The organism is Pseudomonas sp. GG8, assembly GCF_052976945.1.
This window is the reverse complement of the sequence record NZ_JBRIIP010000001.1, coordinates 965,998-983,087: the sequence shown is the minus strand read 5'-3', so window position 1 is coordinate 983,087 and position 17,090 is coordinate 965,998. Positions and strand designations below refer to the sequence as shown.

The window sequence follows — 17,090 nt, the reverse complement described above, 5'->3', positions numbered from 1 at the left end:
GCGCCGTGCAGCAAACAGCTCGCGCCAGGCGCCTCGACATTTTTCCGCTATTTAACCGGAGAACTTCCATGCTCAAGCGTACGCTGGTGCTGGCCGCAGGCTTTGCCCTGTCCCTTTCAACCCTGTTCGCACAGGCCGCCGACACTCTGAAAGTCAGCGCCATCCCTGATGAAGCCCCGACCGAACTGCTGCGCAAGTTCAAGCCGCTGGGCGCCTATCTGGAACAACAGTTGGGCATGAAGGTCGAGTTCATTCCGGTTGCCGACTACCCGGCCGTGGTTGAGGCGCTGGCCACCGACCGTATCGACCTGGCCTGGCTGGGCGGCTTTACCTTCGTTCAGGCACGCCTGAAAACCGGTAACGCCATTCCGCTGGTACAGCGCGAGCAGGATGCCCAGTTCACCAGCAAGTTCATCACCGCCGACCCTGCGGTCAAATCCCTCGCGGATCTCAAGGGCAAGACCTTCGCCTTCGGTTCGGTGTCGTCCACCTCCGGCAGCCTTATGCCGCGCTACTTCATGCTCAAGGACGGTATCAAGCCGGAAACCTTCTTTAGCCGCGTAGGCTACTCCGGCGCCCATGACGCCACCGTCGCCTGGGTCCAGGCCGGCAAGGTCGACGCCGGGGTACTCAACGCCAGCGTCTGGGACAAACTGGTCGCCGCCGGCAAGGTCGACACCAGCAAGGTCAGAGTATTCGCCACCACCCCGACCTACTACGACTACAACTGGACCGTGCGCGGCACCCTCGACCCGGTACTGACTGCCAAAATCAAGGCCGCCTTCCTCGCCCTCGATCCTGCGAACCCGGAGCAAAAGGCAATCCTCGACCTGCAGGCCGCCAGCCGTTTCATCGAAACCAAGCCTGAGAACTACAAGGGTATCGAGGAAGCCGCACGCGCCGCCGACCTGCTGAAATGACCCTGCGCCTTATCCAGGCCAGCCTCAGCCACGCCAATGGAGTCCACGCGTTACGCAGCGTGGACCTGCACATCGGTGCCCGCGAACAGGTCGCCATTATTGGCCCGTCCGGCGCGGGCAAGTCGAGCCTGCTCAACCTGCTGGCCACCGCCCTGCGGCCCAGCAGCGGCGAGGTCCAGGTGCTCGGCGAGCGGCCTTGGCAGCTTTCTGCGCACCAGCGTCAGCGCCTGCGCGCGCGCATCGGTCTGGTGCATCAGTCGCCACCACTGCCACCACGCCAGCGCGTAATCACTGCGGTACTGGCCGGAAAGCTTGGCCAGTGGGGTCTGGGCAAGAGCTTGCTGAACCTGCTGCATCCGCTGGATATTCCCGGTGCGCGCGCGGCATTGGCCAGGCTGGACCTTAGCGACAAGCTATTCGCCCAGTGCCAGCAACTGTCCGGCGGCCAACTACAGCGCGTAGGCATTGCCCGTGTGCTGTACCAAGCTCCCGAGGTGTTACTGGCCGATGAGCCCGTGTCGGCCATGGACCCGGTGTTGGCGGCGCACACCCTGGCAGTCCTCTGCCAGCATGCGCAGGAGCACGACGTCACCCTGGTCGCCAGTCTGCATGCAGTGGACCTGGCCCTGTCGCACTTCCCACGCATCATTGGCGTGCGCGACGGGCAAATCCTGTTTGACCGTCCAGCCAGCGACGTCAGCCGCGACCTACTCGACACGCTCTATGCCAACGAATCTCTGCAGCCTGCACCGGTTCCAGATACACCCTTGAGCGTGCAGATTCCCCGATGCTGACGCGCGACAACCGCGACCCGGCCACCGGGCCTCGTCTGCTGCTCAGCCTGCTGGCCATCGCCCTGCTGTGGCCGGGTATCCGGCTCAGCGAGTTGGACCTGAGCGTTCTGCTGGCGACCGACAGTCAGAGCGAGATAGGCCGCTTCGTCTCCGCGTTCTGGCCTCCCGCCCATGGCGAGGAGTTCATCCAGTTGCTGCTGCAAGCCACCCTGCAGACCCTGGCCATCGCCACGGCCGGCATGGCCCTGGCCCTGCTACTGGCAGTACCCGCCAGCCTGCTGGCCAGTCGCGCGCTGTCACTGTCCGCCGCCTCTCGTGGCGGGCACCCGAGCCGCTGGGCACAACTGCTGCGCTGGCCAGTACGCGGGCTGCTGATCTTCCTGCGTAGCGTGCCGGAAATCGTTTGGGCCCTGCTGTTCGTCCGTGCCGTCGGCCTCGGCCCGGCTGCTGGGGTACTGGCCATTGCCATCACCTACAGCGGCATGCTCGGCAAGGTCTACGCGGAAATATTCGAGTCGGTCGACCAGCGCCCGGCCCACGCCCTGATGCAGGCTGGCAGTGGTCGGCTGGCGGCCTTCTGCTACGGCATCCTGCCCAATGTCGCTGCAGAGCTGCTGTCGTACACGGTGTACCGCTGGGAATGCGCGATCCGCGCCTCGGTGGTAATGGGCTTCGTCGGCGCCGGCGGCCTGGGCCAGCAGATCGACCTGTCGATGCGCATGTTCGCCGGGGGCGAAGTGGCCAGCATGCTGCTGACCTTCTTCGTCCTGGTCATGCTCGCCGACCAACTCAGCCGCCTGCTGCGCTGGAGGCTGGCATGAATCGCCTGTTCAACCTGCTGCTGGTCCTCGGCATCGGCGCAGCAGTCATCGCCTCGTTCGCCTATCTGGGCATCGACTTCGGTGAGCTGGGCAGCACCCGCAGCCTGAACCAGATGGGCGCCTATGTGCAGCGTTTTCTCAGCCCGGACCTGAGCACTGGCCATCTCCAGGCCATCGGTTATGGCGCCCTGGAAACCCTGGCCATGTCCGCCCTCGGCACCCTGCTCGCCGCCGTGTTCGGTCTGCTGTTGGCACTGCCCGCCGCCGGCCGCTTTGGCTGGCCGCTGCAGAGCGCGTCGCGCCTTGTGCTCAACGCCCTGCGCGCGATCCCGGAAATGGTTTGGGCGACGCTGATGGTACTGGCCGCTGGCCTCGGCCCGAATGCCGGCACCCTGGCCCTGGCCCTGCACACCACCGGTGTACTCGGCAGGCTGTTCGCTGAAGCCCTGGAAAACACTCCGCCAGAACCCGCCGAGGCTATCCGCCTGCAGGGCGGTAATCCGGTGTGGGCCTTCTGTTACGGCACACTGCCCAACCTGTTGCCACAACTGCTGGCCTACTGTTTGTACCGCTGGGAAAACAATATCCGCATGGCCAGCGTGCTCGGCTTCGTCGGCGCTGGCGGTTTGGGGCAGATGCTCTATGTCAGCCTCAGTCTGTTCCAGGAAGCCCAAGCCAGCACGGTGATCCTGGCCATGCTGTTGCTGGTATTCGCCGTCGATGCCCTGAGCGGCTGGAGCCGCCAGCGCTGGGTCAAGGCCTGATCGCGTCCACCGAACAGGTAAAATCATAAAAGTGACGATAAGACGCCGAATGGCCCTGAAAAACGCCATACATAGCTCGCTCTCGACTACTAACGGCTGGCAGCTCCGGGTCGATTCCGGCACGGTGGTCGACGTTGAGGAGCGCAGGGTAATAAAAGTGTTGTTCAGTAGCATATAGACACCGTTATACAAGGCCGCTTTAAGCGGCCTTGTTGCTCCGGAGTGACTCTATCGCTACTTGATGAACGCTCTCATATCACCTGCCAGCCCGTCGATCGCGGCCTTGAAGTCATCCACGGTAATCGCCTGGCTTTCATTTTTCAGGGTTTTACCGAAAACTTTACGCACGACTTTCACCACTGGCGAACCCGTGGCGGCGTCGACAAAACTCGCCTCAATGTAAAGTTCACTGTTCTGATCGCGATGGCCGGAAGCAGCGCTGGCCGCCCCCACAACCGCCGCGACCGGAACCACTTCGTACCAGTGCATACCTTCGTTAGAGGCCGTTACACCCGTAATTGCCGCGTGCATGATCAAGGTGCGCGAACCGGGTGGTACAGCCTGCAGGCTGTTCACCACCCGGTACCTTTGTGAAAGAACACCCTTGGCACTGCTGCTGGCATACGCCTGTATTTGCTTCAGCGTTTTCATGTCAACCCGATCCGTCGGCTTGGGTGCGGGGTACAACTCAAGTTCGTTGAACACCACCGTAGAGTACGCCCCGGGTTTAAAGTCGGGAGCCACCCAGCGCAGCACTTCCTTCCCGCTCGACGACGTCGTTTCCTGGAGTCCATCGTAATTCGGCAAAAAGCCTGAGAACTGCTCCTTTTCAGTCACTTTCGAGACACAACCACCCAGCAACAAGCTGCTCAGCGCAATGCCGACAAGCAATTTACGTGATGCTTTCATGTGCTTTGTACTCATGGGATTAATAGGGTATTTATTGTTGTCAGGCGTTAGAAACGCCACGTCATATTGCCGGTAACAGACTGAATCCAGGCGCTACTGAACTGGCCGGAAACGCGATCACCTGACAGACGTTTGCTCTGGTCGACAGGCATATCGCCCATCCACACAAAATCCCAGCCGAGGTTAAGGTCGGTATCATGATCCACTGCATAAGTGACCCCGGCCCCCACATGCCATTGAGCACTCATAGGGACATTCAAGGTTCGATCACTGTTCGATACCGCCGAGGTATCGTAGGCGACACCGCCACTCCAAAGCAGTTTCGGTGTGGCTCGGTACTGTGTGCCCAGCGCTAATTGATAGGTGTCCTTATAAGGCGCATTAACGGTGGTTGACTGCCCACCCGCCCTGGACGTATCGACATCGATATAGATCTCGCCGAACTGTGACCAGTCCTGCCAGTTGACGGTCGCCAGCACGGCCCATTGCGCGTCGAGTTGCTGATAGAGGCTGAGCGTGACCGTTTGTGGGACCTGCACACCGAGCGTGGTGTCCGTACCATTCACGCGGTCCAGTAACAGGCCATTCCCTTGAACGTCTATACGGTCCTTGAAATCAAGATTGATCTTACTGGTATAAGCCAAACCAATCCGGGTGCCCGGCTTGGGTGCATAAATAACCCCCAGGTTAGCGCCGTACCCCCATGTACTGTCCTCATATTTGTACTGCCCGTCAGCACGATCCGTTAATCCAAAAGGAGACCGATTGATCGCCGCCTGAGCTTGCAACATGCCGTACATGGCCTTTATGCCAACGCCCACTGACCACTCGTCATTGAACCGATAGGCCACACTGGGTACAAATGACAAACCACCAATACTTCCATATTGACTGAAGTAGCGACCGTACCAGTCATTCTTATAACTGAGCGCCAGACCGAAGTCGCCATACGTGCCAAAGCCGACACTCCAGTGTTCATCCAGTTTATGGCTTATAAAGAAGCTGGCACCCGGTGTCGGTTCAATAACATCGCCGCTGCCACTGCCAGCCACGTTAGTGTCCCCGTCAGCATCAAACTTCACATTGCCGTAAATAAGTTGAGCACCGGCCGCGATCTGGGTGCCCTCCAGATAACTGAGGCCTGCCGGGTTACTCGCAATGGTAGACGGCCCTTGCGCACGCGCCGCGGCACCCGCATTGACCAGACCGGTATTATCGCTACCGATCTCATAAAGCATGATGCCTCCTGCCAGCGCCTGTTGGCTGTAACAGAGCGTCAGCAGAGTAAACGCGGAGACCGGCAGCGTACCTGTTTTTGACGGCATAAGAACTCCAGGATCAAGTAGGCGCACACCGCCTACCCGATCGATTTCTGAGTGAGTTACTTACCTGACTGGCTCAACATCGCGTGCTGGATTTGCTCCTTCACTGCATCCAGGTTAAAGCTGGCACCCTTTTGCATTGGAGGAAACTCAATCGCAGTCGCCGCCACCTTGGCGACTTCTTTTTGCACGAACTGAAAGCGCCAAAATTCGTAGAGGAACCAGTTCATGTACTGGTATGAGCCTTGAGCGCCTTTGGTAAAGCCCGTGCGCTCGAAGGGATCAAGGCGCAGGTTGGTGAGAACCGGCATGTCCAACTTCACGGTACTGCCGATCCAGCCATCGGGTTGATCAGTGAAGCGGTATTTGAAATCGTCGATACGCACGGCGGAGAGCGTGCCTTCGGTGAAATAGAAGACTTCGTGGCGCGTCGACGGTCCCTTGCCCATGATCATGTCGGTCTGATTGTAGCCATCAAGGTGCACCTTGTAGCTTTGACTGCCGACTTGTTTACCCTTCAGTAACTCTTCGACGATGTTCGGATTACCCGCCGCAGCGACAAACGTCGGGAACCAGTCCATCCCTGACATGATCCCGTTCTCGACCTTACCGGCCGGAACTTTCCCTGGCCAGCGCAGAATGGCCGGGACACGGAAGCCACCTTCCAGCGCCGTCCCCTTCCCGCCAGCAAATGGCGTCTGACCACCGTCCGGCCACGTAAAGTTCTCGGCACCGTTATCGGTGGTGAATACAACAATGGTGTTATCGTCGAGGCCCATGTCCTTGAGCTTCTTCAGGACATCGCCAACGATGTCATCCAGCTGGGCCATCCCGGCCTCTTGGATAGTCCAGTCGTTGTCCGCGTTACGCATCCCTTCATATTTGGGCGACAGGTGAGTGGTGACGTGCATACGTGTAGGGTTGAGCCAGAGGAAGAACGGCTTGTCATCCTTCTTGGCCTTATCAATGAAGCTCAAGGCAACGTCGCGAATCTCCTCGTCGACCGTTCTCATTCTCTCCGGATAGAGTGTGCCGGCATCTTCGACTTTCTGCTTGCCCACTTTGCCCCAACGCGGCATCACCGTAGGGTCATCAGTGTCGGTTGCCCAGCTGTGCACCATGTTACGCGGGCCGACCGTATCTTTAAGCGCCTGTGGATAGTTTGGGTGGGCCGGATCTTCCATCGCGTCAAGGTGATAGAGGTAGCCAAAGAACTCGTCAAAGCCGTGAACCGTTGGCAGGAACTCGTTCAAGTCACCCAAATGGTTTTTGCCAAACTGCCCCGTGGAATAGCCCATCGACTTAAGCGTTGTCGCAAGGGTCAATGCCTGATCGGGAATACCAATCGGTGAACCGGCCTGGCCTACGGTGGTCATGCCCGTGCGGATGGGTAACTCACCGGTGATGAAGTTGGCCCGGCCAGCGGTGCAACTCGCCTCGGCGTAATAATCGGTAAACCGCATGCCCTGGGCCGCCAGACTGTCGAGGTTCGGTGTTTTACCCGCCATCATGCCTTGATGATAGGCGCCAATATTAAACCAGCCGACATCATCGGCCATGATGACAACAATGTTGGGTTTATCGGACGCGGCCTGCACGTGCAGGGGCATGGCAGTAAGCAGAAGTGTTGTTACTGTCAGCGCCAAAAAATCGATTATTTTTGTCACGGTCAGTTCCTCAGTACTCTTATGAAAGTCTCAGGACTAGCCTACAACGTGAAAATTCGGGATACACACAGTAGCTGAATTTAATCCTAGGCGAGAATACTCAGATAGCCACTTTCTTTTTTATCGCTCGCCCTGGAACGGCTGCCAACTTCCAGGCCTGCAATATGCCCGCAAAACCCTCTATCGCGCAGGTTCGTTACCGACACTCTTTCGTCGGCCCTCACAGAGATTCATAACGTTTAGACATAATAATTATTCAGTTTCACTATGAACACGAACCCCCGCGCCCGCAGATAAACAGGAATGAATATCGAAAACCGCCGAACACGTTAGTGTAAATAATGTGAGAAAACACAGAATGAATATTTGACAGACCTCTATCCTGCGTCAAAGCTGCAACAGCATTGGACAATGTTCTATCAGGACAACGGAATGCCGAAACATAAAAATAAATCAGCGCACTCCACATCGGGTTTACGACGCACTTTCATGACGCCCTCTCTGCGTATCGTTTTAGCGATCCTGTTACCCCTGGCAATTTTTAGTAGTTGGCTGTTCTTCCAACACAGTAAGCCCGCACCTTTGATCTATTCACCCGCCATCACATCAGCACCGCCGTCTCTGAAAACACCCCCCGCGCCAGCAGCAAAAATGGTCGACGAGCAGCAATGCCAGAGTTGCCACAGTGCGCAGGTAAAAGATTGGCAAGGCTCCCATCACCAGTTGGCCATGCAACCGGCTAACGCCGAAACGGTCCTCGCCAATTTCAGTGACGTCACGTTCAAAAACAAGAGAGAGACCACCCGCTTCTCTCATAAAAATGACGGCTTCTGGGTCAATACTCCTGGCGCAGACGGTAAACCCGCTGATTTCAAAGTCGCTTACACCTTCGGCGTCGCCCCCTTGCAGCAGTATTTGATAGAGACACCCGGCGGGCGGTTGCAAGCGTTGGGGGTGGCCTGGGATACCGAGAAACATCGCTGGTTTCATCTCTATCCAGGCCAAGGTGTGAACTTCAAGAATCCCTTGCACTGGAGCAAGCCGAGCCAGAACGCCAACTTCATGTGTGTCGAATGCCATACCACTGGCTTCAAACGCAATTTCGACGCCGTGAGCGATAGTTTTGCCAGCCAGTGGAACAGTCTGGGAGTCGGCTGTCAGGCCTGCCATGGTCCGGCCTCCAATCATTTAGCGTGGGCGACAAAGCCCAATGACCTGACGCATGCCGGCTTTGTCGTCGACCTCAAAGACAAAGACGCCACCACCGAGATCGAGACCTGCGCCCGGTGCCATGCTCGTCGCGCACCGCTGGACGACGGTTATCAGGTCGGCAAACGGTTGATGGATGATTACCTGCCCAGCCTGCTGACGCCCGAACTCTATACGGTGGACGGCAAGATCAAGGATGAAGTGTTCGAATACGGTTCTTTCCTGCAAAGCAAAATGTTCGACAAGGGCGTGCGCTGCAGTAGTTGCCACAACCCTCATAGCACCGCACTCAAGGCCCCAGGCAACGGTGTGTGCGTGCAATGCCACAACACAGCAGGCAAAACCTCCGTCGAGCGTGTCAATGGCAAGGGCCTGCAAGCGAAGAACTACGACTCTCCCGAGCACCATCGGCATCAGGTTGGAAAGCCAGGCTCGCAATGTGTCGATTGCCACATGCCTGGCAAGCTGTACATGGGCAATGACTTTCGCCACGACCACAGTTTCAGTATCCCCAACCCCCTGCGCGCACAGACGCTCGGTACGCCGGATGCCTGTTTGAGCTGCCACCAAAGCGTGGCGGGCAACAAAATTATTGAGCAATTCAAGCTCTGGACCGGCGACCGGCCTGACCAGGCATCGCGCTACGACGAAAGCCTCTCGCTGATTCGCGGTGGTCAGGTCGGTGCAGCACAGGCGTTGTACGAGCAGCTGCAACGTAGCAATCTGCCCGCCATCCAACGTGCAACACTACTCGCCGAGCTGCCCGCCTACCCCAGCGCACAAGCGCTGAGGCTGGTCACCAAGGATCTGAACAATCCGGCACCGCATGTGCGCGAAAGTGCCATTCGCGCGGTCAGCGCCCTTATGCCCGAGGCGCAACGTCTGGCGTTGCTATCACCGCGGCTCGATGACCCGGTCCGCGCCGTACGAATCGCCGCCGCCCGTGCTCTGCCAGGCGCTGCGAATGGCGGATTGGGGGCATCGCAGCCAAGCTGGAATACAGCCATCGGCGAGTACGAGGCTGTGCAGTTGAGCCTGATGGAACGCGCCGAAGCCAACCTCAACCTGGCGATGCTCTACCAGGCCAGTGGCCGCAATGCAGATGTCGAACCCCGCCTGCGTGCAGCCTTGCAACGTGACCCGGATTTCTTTCCGGCGCTGGTCACGCTGGTCGAGTGGCTGGAATCAAATGCTCGCGGCAAAGAAGCTCGGCAGTTGCTGGACGACGGCCTGCGCGAACACCCTGACGTCGCCTTGCTACACCAGGCCCAAGGCCTGGCAATGATTCGCGCGGGACAGCGGGTGCAGGCCATCCCCGCGTTACGCAGGGCTGCCCGACTCGAACCGCAAAACGCTCAGTATGGCTACGTGCTGGCAGTGGCCTTGTACGAAAACGGCCAGGTCGATGAAGCCTGCTCACAACTGGAACAGATGCTCGAACACCAGCCAGCCAACCGCGATGCCAGGCTGTTGCTGATCCAGTACGATCTGAAGAACGGTCATGAGCCAAAGGCGCGAAAGTTGATAGGCGCATGGACGCACATCAACCCTGAAGACCCTGCCCTCAAATGATTCCTTTCCGCCACTTAAATGCCCTTTTCTTTATGCCAGCCAGCATGAAGCGGATCGCCGGAAATGCTGCCCAAAACTACAGTTTTTGGACCGCCCATCTAAGTATTATGATCGACCTACAATACGTGCTATTGTTTTGACATCACGCTGTATGCGGGATCGGTGATCCTGGCGCACCTCGCCAGGTAAAGAGATAAGAAGTTAATGTGGTTTCCAAGAAGTAAAACCACAGCGCGCGGTTTGGTGGGTGTTGAAACAGGTCCAAATGGAATAGCTCTAGCCCAGGTACAAAGAAGCCAAGGCGAAGCTCCACGCCTGCTCCACTGCAACTTCCGCGCAGCCACGCCCGAACAACACCCCACCGTATTGAAAAATATGGTCGACGAATCAGGCCTTGGCGGCTTGCCGGTCAACCTTGTGTTGCACCCCGCTGCCTACCAGATGCTGCTTCTCGACAGCCCCTATGTCCCCGCTGAAGACTTGGGCGCCGCCATGCGCTGGCGCATCAAGGACCTTATCAGTGAGCCCCTTGAAGATGTCGTCGTTGACGCATTTGCTCTTCCCGAAGATGCCTACCGTGGCCGCTCGCGCAGGGCCTACTGCGCAGTGCTCAATAAAGCGCGCATGCAGGACTGGGCCAAGCTGATCAAGCACGCCGGTCTCCATCTGGTCAGCATCGACGTTACCGAAATGGCATTTCGCAATCTTGGTCTGGGCCGGTGCCGACAATCTGAACATCGCACTGCTGCGCTTGCGTTCCAGCGAGGGCTTGATCTGCGTGCAGCATGGCGCGGATCTGTACATGGCGCGCGTCATTGAGCATCGACTGGAACAGGCTGGCCAGGATTTTTCTTCAGCCACCCTGGAGATCCAGCGTTCCCTTGACTATTTCGAGAGCCAGTTAGGCAAGGGGCACATCAATCGCCTGCTGTTACTGCCCATGAAGCGCGATGGCGAAGCCGCACTGCAAGCGCTGGGTAATGGACTGACCGTCAAACTGCAGGCCCTCGACCTGCGCGAATTGTTCAGCGGGCAACCCGCCGCTGAACTGGACGAACAGATGCAGGCTCTCTGCATGGCAGCCGTCGGCGCAGCTCTGCGCCAGACGGCTTCCTGATGCAGAACCTCAACCTTTATCAGGTAGAAAAAAACGCGCACCACGGACCGCAGAAACTCCAGCTACTGGGCTGCCTCGCGGTGCAGGTGCTGGACGGGGCATTCGATCCGACCGGGGCCCGCTGGATGGTGATGTACAACATCGGTGCCGAGTCCGGTGGCAACCCGGTTGTCGGGAGTAATCTCTGGGCACCGGCCAATCCAGGTGTGATAACCCCAACAGGCAGTACTTTCAGTACTGCTTCCAGGCGCACCGGCTGGAGAAAGCATTATCGCGGTGGGCAACCTGCCCGCCACCGGTTTTCGCTTTGCCTATGCGTCGCCGCAGCAGCGTGTGTATCTGGCCCAGACGGTCGTGGGCTTTCGCTGCCAAAATGGCCAACTGCTTCGATACACCTATAACCAACTGCTTTCTACACTGCCCGCCGCCCCGCCGCCCGGTTCCAACCCTGAGCCGTTGGCTATGAATGTCGATTGTGGGCAAACACGCTTTACCTACCAGGCCGGCAGCACCGCGCGCGCCGGTTTGCTGTCCCTGATGCTGCATACCACCCTCGACGGCGAAAGCTTTCAACTCTTGCAACAGGTCCACATCGACAATGCGCCCTGATCCCCGCTGGCCCCATCGCGCCCAGGGTTTTGGCCTGGTTGCAGCGATGTTCCTACTCATCGTGGTCGCCCTGGTGGTGATCGCCATGGCACGCCTGTCCGTCGCGCAACACGGCACTCTTGCCGCTGGCCGATGATTACCCGTTTATCGCGGCCATTCGTCAAGGTTTCAGCGCTGCAACACTGACCGATACCGATGGTGCCTGTTTTGGCGATGGCAACAGTTGTTCAGCGTACAGCTATGACTTTAGCGACAGCCCCGGCAGCGAAGTTCGTCTGGGACGCTTGCGTCTGGACAATGCCCATGGCTCTGAGTTGCAGGCATTGGATCTGCCCTTGCGCATCGAGACGTGGCAGAACCTTGCGGGCGGCAGCTTTCGGGTCGAAGGCCTGGATACCTGCACCACGGCAGCCGTTTTGCAAACGCCCGCGCTGAGTAGCTACACCGGGCAACTCAGCCAACAGGTCTATGGCAATGACAAGGTTACGTTGATCGCACCCAGCGCAGGATTGGGGCTGTTGCGCTTGCAGCCTCCCGGGATCAACGGATCGGTACTCGGTGGATTACCGGCAACACCGTCCTGGCTTTTCTACGACTGGAATGGCAAGGGCCGTGAAGCTGCAACGGGGCTGGCCAGATTCGGCATCTATCGAGGCTCATCGCCAATGATTTTTCGCCGCGAAGTGTATCGCTAGCGACCTGCTACTCACGGGCGCTGGCGACTCACATCGACAAAGCGCTTAAAGCTTTGTTGTATCGACTGGTGCTCGCCACTCAGGCCGCTTGAACGCTGTCTCCGCTCCGGAGATGGAGACAGCGATACGATTCAGCACGTGCTCGGCGGTGTATTTCTTGGTGGTCGTGTTGAGGGCGATGAGGACAAGGCCAATCACCAGCACCGCATGAGGGATTTTTTTGATCTCTGTGTTTTCCAGGTAATACAAAAACCCACAGGCAGCGACAGACCCCAGGAGAGCCCCGGCAATCGCCTCCTGCAGCGGATGGATATAGGGTGCCACGCAGTTGATACTGAACCACCACGCGATCAATAACCCTAAACCAGCTCCTGGCCAGCGAAGACGAGGATTGATCTGTCGCGCAAGCAGGCTCATCGCCACGGGTAGCACTAGGCTAGTATTCGTGGCATGACCGCTGATGACCGCAATGTTCAGGCTTTCAAGGCCTATGCCCCATCCTTTGAAGAGGATTTTGCTCGCCCCGACAATCGCGTACACAAACAGCAGCAATGCGCCCCATAACAGCGCCGACTGTCTGGACCTGGAAAACCAAAGCCAGGCACCGATGACCACTGCCGCCGGAAGCATGACCGTGATTCCGCCGTACTGAGTGATGTCTGCCAACCTCATATCGCGTGCAACCTTTATAGACGTGTTTCACATAGACATGCATAAAACCAGAATTTGCTCTGCGGCCACTAGAAATATCTGTGTAAACGATAGCAGCACGTGCGTGTTTGTCCGGGGCAATGGGCTCACAAAAAAACGCCCCGTTCTTCATCCAAAGAACGGGGCGTTTCTGGTGCAACGGCTGGCTCAACTCAAGGTGCGTAAGTCAGCAGCAGCTCACTGGGCGCCTGAAAATCCAGCGACATCATCACGCTCAGCGCGGTAATGGTGAAGATCGAGAAGACGAACAGCTTGCGCGCCCAGACCCGGTCATCCACTGCCTTGTAACCGCTCCAGGCCATGTACAACCAGTACATGCCCATGATGGCCGCGACGGCCAGGTAACTAAGACCGGCGTAACCCCCCACGGTCAACATCAAGGTGGCCAGCAGGAATGCCAGGGTGTAGATCAGGATATGACGCTTGGCGACGACGATGCCACGCTTCACCGGCAAGACCGGAATCGACGCAGCGAGGTAATCGTTGAAGCGAAAGATCGCGATGGCGTACGAGTGCGGCATCTGCCACAAACTGAACATCACCAACAGGGTCAGTGCCGCCAAGTCGAAGCTGTTACTCACCGCGACGTAACCGATCACGGGCGGCATTGCCCCGGACAAGCTGCCGACCAGTGTGCCGTGCACCGATTTGCGTTTCAGGTACAGGCTATAGAAGCCGACGTAAATCACAAAACCGATCACCGCGAACAACGCCGCCAGCGGGTTGGCCTTGGTATACAGCAAGCCCACCCCGGCGATGCCAAGCACGCTGGCGAAGATCAGGGCCAGTCTCAATGAAACCAGACCCTGCACCAGTACCCGATTCCTGGTGCGCTCCATCTTCACGTCGATGTCGCGGTCGATGCAGTTGTTGAACACGCACCCGGATGCCACCACTAACGAAGTGCCGATGACAGCAGCCAGGAACAGGCCAAAGTCGACATGCCCTTTGGACGCCAGGAAAAAGCCACCTGCCACCGAAAGCACATTACCGAAAATGATCCCCGGCTTGGTGATTTGGATAAAGTGCTTCAGCGACATGGGGAGATCCTCAGTGCGCCATCATGTTCGTGTGGACGTTGTACATAATCCACAACGACAGGCCGACCACGATCGCAATGATCAGGGCGGTAAAGGCGAAGGCGATGATGTTCCAGCGCTGTTCGGACGACCTGTTCATGTGCAGGAAGAACACCAGGTGCACGAATATCTGCACCACAGCGAAGGCCACGACAATGGCCAGGGTCATCGTCTTGGGGAACACCGGGTGCATCAAAAGACCGAAAGGGATCACCGTCAGAATCACGGAGAGGAAAAACCCGACGGCGTAGGACTTCAGGCTGCCATGGTCGGCACCGCCATGGCTGATATGTGCGTTAGCCATTTACAGCGCTCCCATCAGATAGACAACGGTGAACACGCAGATCCAGACCACGTCCAGGAAGTGCCAGAACAGACTCAGGCAGCTCAGACGCGTGTTGTTGGTTGCGGTCAGACCTTTCTTCTTGATCTGGAACATCAGCACCGCCATCCAGATCAGACCGGATGTCACGTGCAGGCCGTGAGTACCGACCAGCGTGAAGAAGCCTGACAGGAAGGCGCTGCGATCAGGGCCAAAGCCCTCGGCGATCAGGTGATGGAATTCATTGATTTCCATGCCGATGAACGCGAGGCCCAGCAAGAACGTTACCGCCAACCAGGCGATAACCCCGTTCTTGTTGCCCTTGTGCATCGCCAGCATGGCGAAGCCGTAGGTGATACTGCTGAACAGCAGGCAGAAGGTTTCTACCAGCACGTAAGGCAGTTCGAAGATGTCTTTGCCCGACGGGCCACCTGCGACGTTGTTACTGAGCACCGAGTATGCGGCGAAGATCGTCGCGAACAGGATGCAGTCAGTCATCAGGTAGATCCAGAAACCGAACACGGTCATGGACCCGGCATCCTCGTGCCCATGCTCCTCAGCATGGGCAATCTGAGTTTCTAATACTAAGTTCGACATGGTTTAAGCCTGCTTAGCCAAAGTTTGAAGGCGTGCATTTTCGATTCGCGCCACTTCTTCGGCGGGAACGTAGTAGTCGATGTCATCGTCGTTACTGCGCATGATGAAGGTGGCTACCATGCCGACCAGACCGACGGCGGCCAGCCACCAGATGTGCCAGATCAACGCGAAGCCAAAGACCAGACTGCCAAAGCTGATATACACGCCAACACCGGTGTTGCGCGGCATGTGGATCTTCTTGTAATCGGCTGCTTTTTTGCTCTGTACACCGCGTTCCTTGGTCTCCCAGTGGGCGTCCAGGTCATTGACGTGCGGTTGCTCGGCGAAGTTGTAGAACGGCGGCGGCGAAGAGGTCGACCATTCCAGCGTGCGGGCATCCCACGGGTCACCTGTGAGGTCACGGTTTTTCTCGCGATCACGGATGCTGACCACCAGTTGCGCGATCTGGAAGATGATGCCGACCATGATGACCAGCGCACCACAGAACGCAGCGATCAGCCACGGTGTCCATGCCGGGTTGTCGTAGTGGTTCAGACGACGGGTCATGCCCATGAAGCCGAGCACGTACAGCGGCATGAATGCCAGGTAGAAACCGACGATCCAGCACCAGAACGCATACTTGCCCAGACGCTCGTTCAACGTGAAGCCGAACGCTTTCGGGAACCAGTAGGCGAAGCCCGCCAGGTAACCGAACACCGCACCGCCGATGATCACGTTATGGAAGTGCGCGATCAGGAACAGGCTGTTGTGCAGCACGAAGTCAGCACCCGGAACCGCCAGCAGTACGCCGGTCATGCCGCCGATGCTGAAGGTCACGATAAAGCCCAGGGTCCAGAGGATCGGCGTGGTGAATTGAATTCGCCCGCGGAACATGGTGAACAGCCAGGTAAAAATCTTCACTCCCGTGGGCACGGAGATAATGATCGTCATGATGCCAAAGAAGGCGTTGACGTTGGCCCCCGAGCCCATGGTGAAGAAGTGGTGCAGCCAGACAACGAAGGACAACACGGTAATGGCGATGGTCGCGTAGACCAGCGAGGTGTAACCGAACAGGCGCTTTTTGGAGAACGTCGAGGTCACTTCCGAGAATATGCCGAAGGCCGGCAGGATCAGGATGTACACCTCGGGATGGCCCCAGGCCCAGATGAGGTTGACGTACATCATCGGGTTGCCACCAAGCTCGTTGGTGAAGAAGTGCATGCCCAGGTAACGGTCCAGCGTCAGCAGAATCAAGGTCGCGGTGAGGATCGGGAACGACGCCACGATCAAGATCGCGGTGCACAGGCAGTTCCAGGTAAACACCGGCATTTTCATCAACGTCATGCCAGGGGTGCGCATTTTCAGGATGGTGACAACGAAGTTCACCCCCGTCAGCAACGTACCCAATCCTGACAACTGCAATGCCCAAATGTAGTAATCGACCCCGACACCTGGGCTATACGCCAGGCCGGAGAGCGGCGGATAAGCAACCCAACCGGTACGGGCAAACTCGCCGAGCCCCAAGGACAGGTTGACCAGTACCGCGCCGACCACGAACAACCAGAAGCTCAACGAGTTGAGGAACGGGAAGGCAACGTCGCGAGCGCCGATCTGCAGCGGTACGACGATGTTCATCAGGCCGACCACAAAAGGCATCGCCATGAAGAAGATCATGATCACGCCGTGAGCGGTGAATATCTGGTCGTAATGTTCCGGAGGCAAGTAGCCTTCGGAACCCGCGCTGGCGAGGGCCAGCTGCGAGCGCATCATGATCGCATCGGCGAAGCCGCGCAGGAGCATGACCAGCGCAACGATGATGTACATCACACCGATTTTCTTGTGGTCGACCGAGGTCAGCCATTCAGTCCACAGGTAGGACCACTTGCGGTGATAGGAGATTGCAGCAACCAATCCCGCACCCACCAGCATGATGATAACCAGCGTCACCATTACGATCGGTACATGGAAGGGAATGGCTTCCAGCGTTAATTTACCGAACATCT

The 17,090-nt window shown here is 57.9% G+C and carries 18 protein-coding genes; 10 read left to right on the top strand and 8 right to left on the bottom strand.

The window, feature by feature from the left end:
* The first annotated feature begins 68 nt into the window (after window positions 1–68).
* From ACVBEG_RS04825 to phnE, 4 genes are read left to right on the top strand one after another with little or no spacing between them, the layout of a single operon-like run.
* Window positions 69–920 (top strand): putative selenate ABC transporter substrate-binding protein, encoded by an 852-nt coding sequence (locus tag ACVBEG_RS04825; RefSeq protein WP_219061017.1) that lies wholly within the window; start codon window positions 69–71, stop codon window positions 918–920.
* Window positions 917–1,714 (top strand): phosphonate ABC transporter ATP-binding protein, encoded by a 798-nt coding sequence (locus ACVBEG_RS04820; protein ID WP_322178105.1) that lies wholly within the window; start codon window positions 917–919, stop codon window positions 1,712–1,714. Before ACVBEG_RS04825 ends, ACVBEG_RS04820 begins: the two co-directional genes overlap by 4 nt.
* Window positions 1,708–2,535 (top strand): PhnE/PtxC family ABC transporter permease, encoded by an 828-nt coding sequence (locus ACVBEG_RS04815; RefSeq protein ID WP_322178104.1) that lies wholly within the window; start codon window positions 1,708–1,710, stop codon window positions 2,533–2,535. The genes ACVBEG_RS04820 and ACVBEG_RS04815 overlap by 7 nt, the downstream gene beginning before the upstream one ends.
* Complete coding sequence (gene phnE, locus ACVBEG_RS04810) at window positions 2,532–3,299, top strand: phosphonate ABC transporter, permease protein PhnE (protein ID WP_322215139.1); 768 nt, start codon at window positions 2,532–2,534, stop codon at window positions 3,297–3,299. The genes ACVBEG_RS04815 and phnE overlap by 4 nt, the downstream gene beginning before the upstream one ends.
* 234 nt (window positions 3,300–3,533) lie before the next feature.
* Here phnE and ACVBEG_RS04805 read toward each other — a convergent pair whose 3' ends face one another.
* Genes ACVBEG_RS04805 through ACVBEG_RS04795 form a run of 3 tightly spaced genes read right to left on the bottom strand, consistent with a single transcriptional unit; the run spans window position 3,534 to window position 7,140 of the window.
* A complete protein-coding gene (locus ACVBEG_RS04805) occupies window positions 3,534–4,208 on the bottom strand; it encodes a DUF3313 domain-containing protein (RefSeq protein WP_330200684.1) in 675 nt (224 codons plus the stop codon).
* A 47-nt stretch (window positions 4,209–4,255) separates the two neighbouring features.
* Window positions 4,256–5,533, bottom strand: coding sequence for an OmpP1/FadL family transporter (locus tag ACVBEG_RS04800; protein ID WP_323569508.1), 1,278 nt, complete (start codon window positions 5,531–5,533; stop codon window positions 4,256–4,258).
* Window positions 5,534–5,589: 56 nt separating this feature from the next.
* Window positions 5,590–7,140 carry an arylsulfatase gene (locus ACVBEG_RS04795; protein ID WP_322183043.1) on the bottom strand — a complete coding sequence of 517 codons (1,551 nt, stop codon included), beginning with the start codon at window positions 7,138–7,140 and terminating at the stop codon, window positions 5,590–5,592.
* 546 nt (window positions 7,141–7,686) lie between these two features.
* Between ACVBEG_RS04795 and ACVBEG_RS04790 the strand changes: the two genes are divergently transcribed.
* The 6 genes from ACVBEG_RS04790 to ACVBEG_RS04765 all read left to right on the top strand — a co-directional run bounded on the left by ACVBEG_RS04790 (window position 7,687) and on the right by ACVBEG_RS04765 (window position 12,399).
* A complete protein-coding gene (locus ACVBEG_RS04790) occupies window positions 7,687–9,978 on the top strand; it encodes a tetratricopeptide repeat protein (RefSeq protein ID WP_447107420.1) in 2,292 nt (763 codons plus the stop codon).
* A 204-nt stretch (window positions 9,979–10,182) separates the two neighbouring features.
* Complete coding sequence (locus ACVBEG_RS04785) at window positions 10,183–10,797, top strand: hypothetical protein (RefSeq protein ID WP_447107419.1); 615 nt, start codon at window positions 10,183–10,185, stop codon at window positions 10,795–10,797.
* Window positions 10,781–11,095 (top strand): hypothetical protein, encoded by a 315-nt coding sequence (locus ACVBEG_RS04780; protein WP_330200636.1) that lies wholly within the window; start codon window positions 10,781–10,783, stop codon window positions 11,093–11,095. Before ACVBEG_RS04785 ends, ACVBEG_RS04780 begins: the two co-directional genes overlap by 17 nt.
* 276 nt (window positions 11,096–11,371) lie before the next feature.
* Window positions 11,372–11,704: a hypothetical protein gene (locus ACVBEG_RS04775; RefSeq protein ID WP_322178099.1), complete on the top strand. Its 333-nt coding sequence runs from the start codon at window positions 11,372–11,374 to the stop codon at window positions 11,702–11,704.
* Window positions 11,694–11,840: a hypothetical protein gene (locus ACVBEG_RS04770; RefSeq protein ID WP_322178098.1), complete on the top strand. Its 147-nt coding sequence runs from the start codon at window positions 11,694–11,696 to the stop codon at window positions 11,838–11,840. Before ACVBEG_RS04775 ends, ACVBEG_RS04770 begins: the two co-directional genes overlap by 11 nt.
* A complete protein-coding gene (locus ACVBEG_RS04765) occupies window positions 11,824–12,399 on the top strand; it encodes a DUF6701 domain-containing protein (RefSeq protein WP_322178097.1) in 576 nt (191 codons plus the stop codon). Before ACVBEG_RS04770 ends, ACVBEG_RS04765 begins: the two co-directional genes overlap by 17 nt.
* 45 nt (window positions 12,400–12,444) lie before the next feature.
* On the opposite strand, the gene ACVBEG_RS04760 is transcribed toward ACVBEG_RS04765, so the two are convergent.
* From ACVBEG_RS04760 to cyoB, 5 genes are all read right to left on the bottom strand, one after another.
* Window positions 12,445–12,951, bottom strand: a complete 507-nt coding sequence (locus tag ACVBEG_RS04760) for a hypothetical protein (protein WP_443692495.1) — start codon at window positions 12,949–12,951, stop codon at window positions 12,445–12,447.
* A 311-nt stretch (window positions 12,952–13,262) separates the two neighbouring features.
* Window positions 13,263–14,150, bottom strand: coding sequence for a heme o synthase (gene cyoE, locus ACVBEG_RS04755; protein WP_322178095.1), 888 nt, complete (start codon window positions 14,148–14,150; stop codon window positions 13,263–13,265).
* A 10-nt stretch (window positions 14,151–14,160) separates the two neighbouring features.
* Window positions 14,161–14,493 carry a cytochrome o ubiquinol oxidase subunit IV gene (gene cyoD / locus ACVBEG_RS04750; protein ID WP_219060992.1) on the bottom strand — a complete coding sequence of 111 codons (333 nt, stop codon included), beginning with the start codon at window positions 14,491–14,493 and terminating at the stop codon, window positions 14,161–14,163.
* A complete protein-coding gene (locus ACVBEG_RS04745; RefSeq protein ID WP_219060991.1) occupies window positions 14,494–15,108 on the bottom strand; it encodes a cytochrome o ubiquinol oxidase subunit III in 615 nt (204 codons plus the stop codon). It abuts the gene before it with no gap.
* 3 nt (window positions 15,109–15,111) lie between these two features.
* Window positions 15,112–17,088 carry a cytochrome o ubiquinol oxidase subunit I gene (gene cyoB, locus ACVBEG_RS04740; RefSeq protein WP_322215143.1) on the bottom strand — a complete coding sequence of 659 codons (1,977 nt, stop codon included), beginning with the start codon at window positions 17,086–17,088 and terminating at the stop codon, window positions 15,112–15,114.
* Window positions 17,089–17,090: the final 2 nt, after the last annotated feature.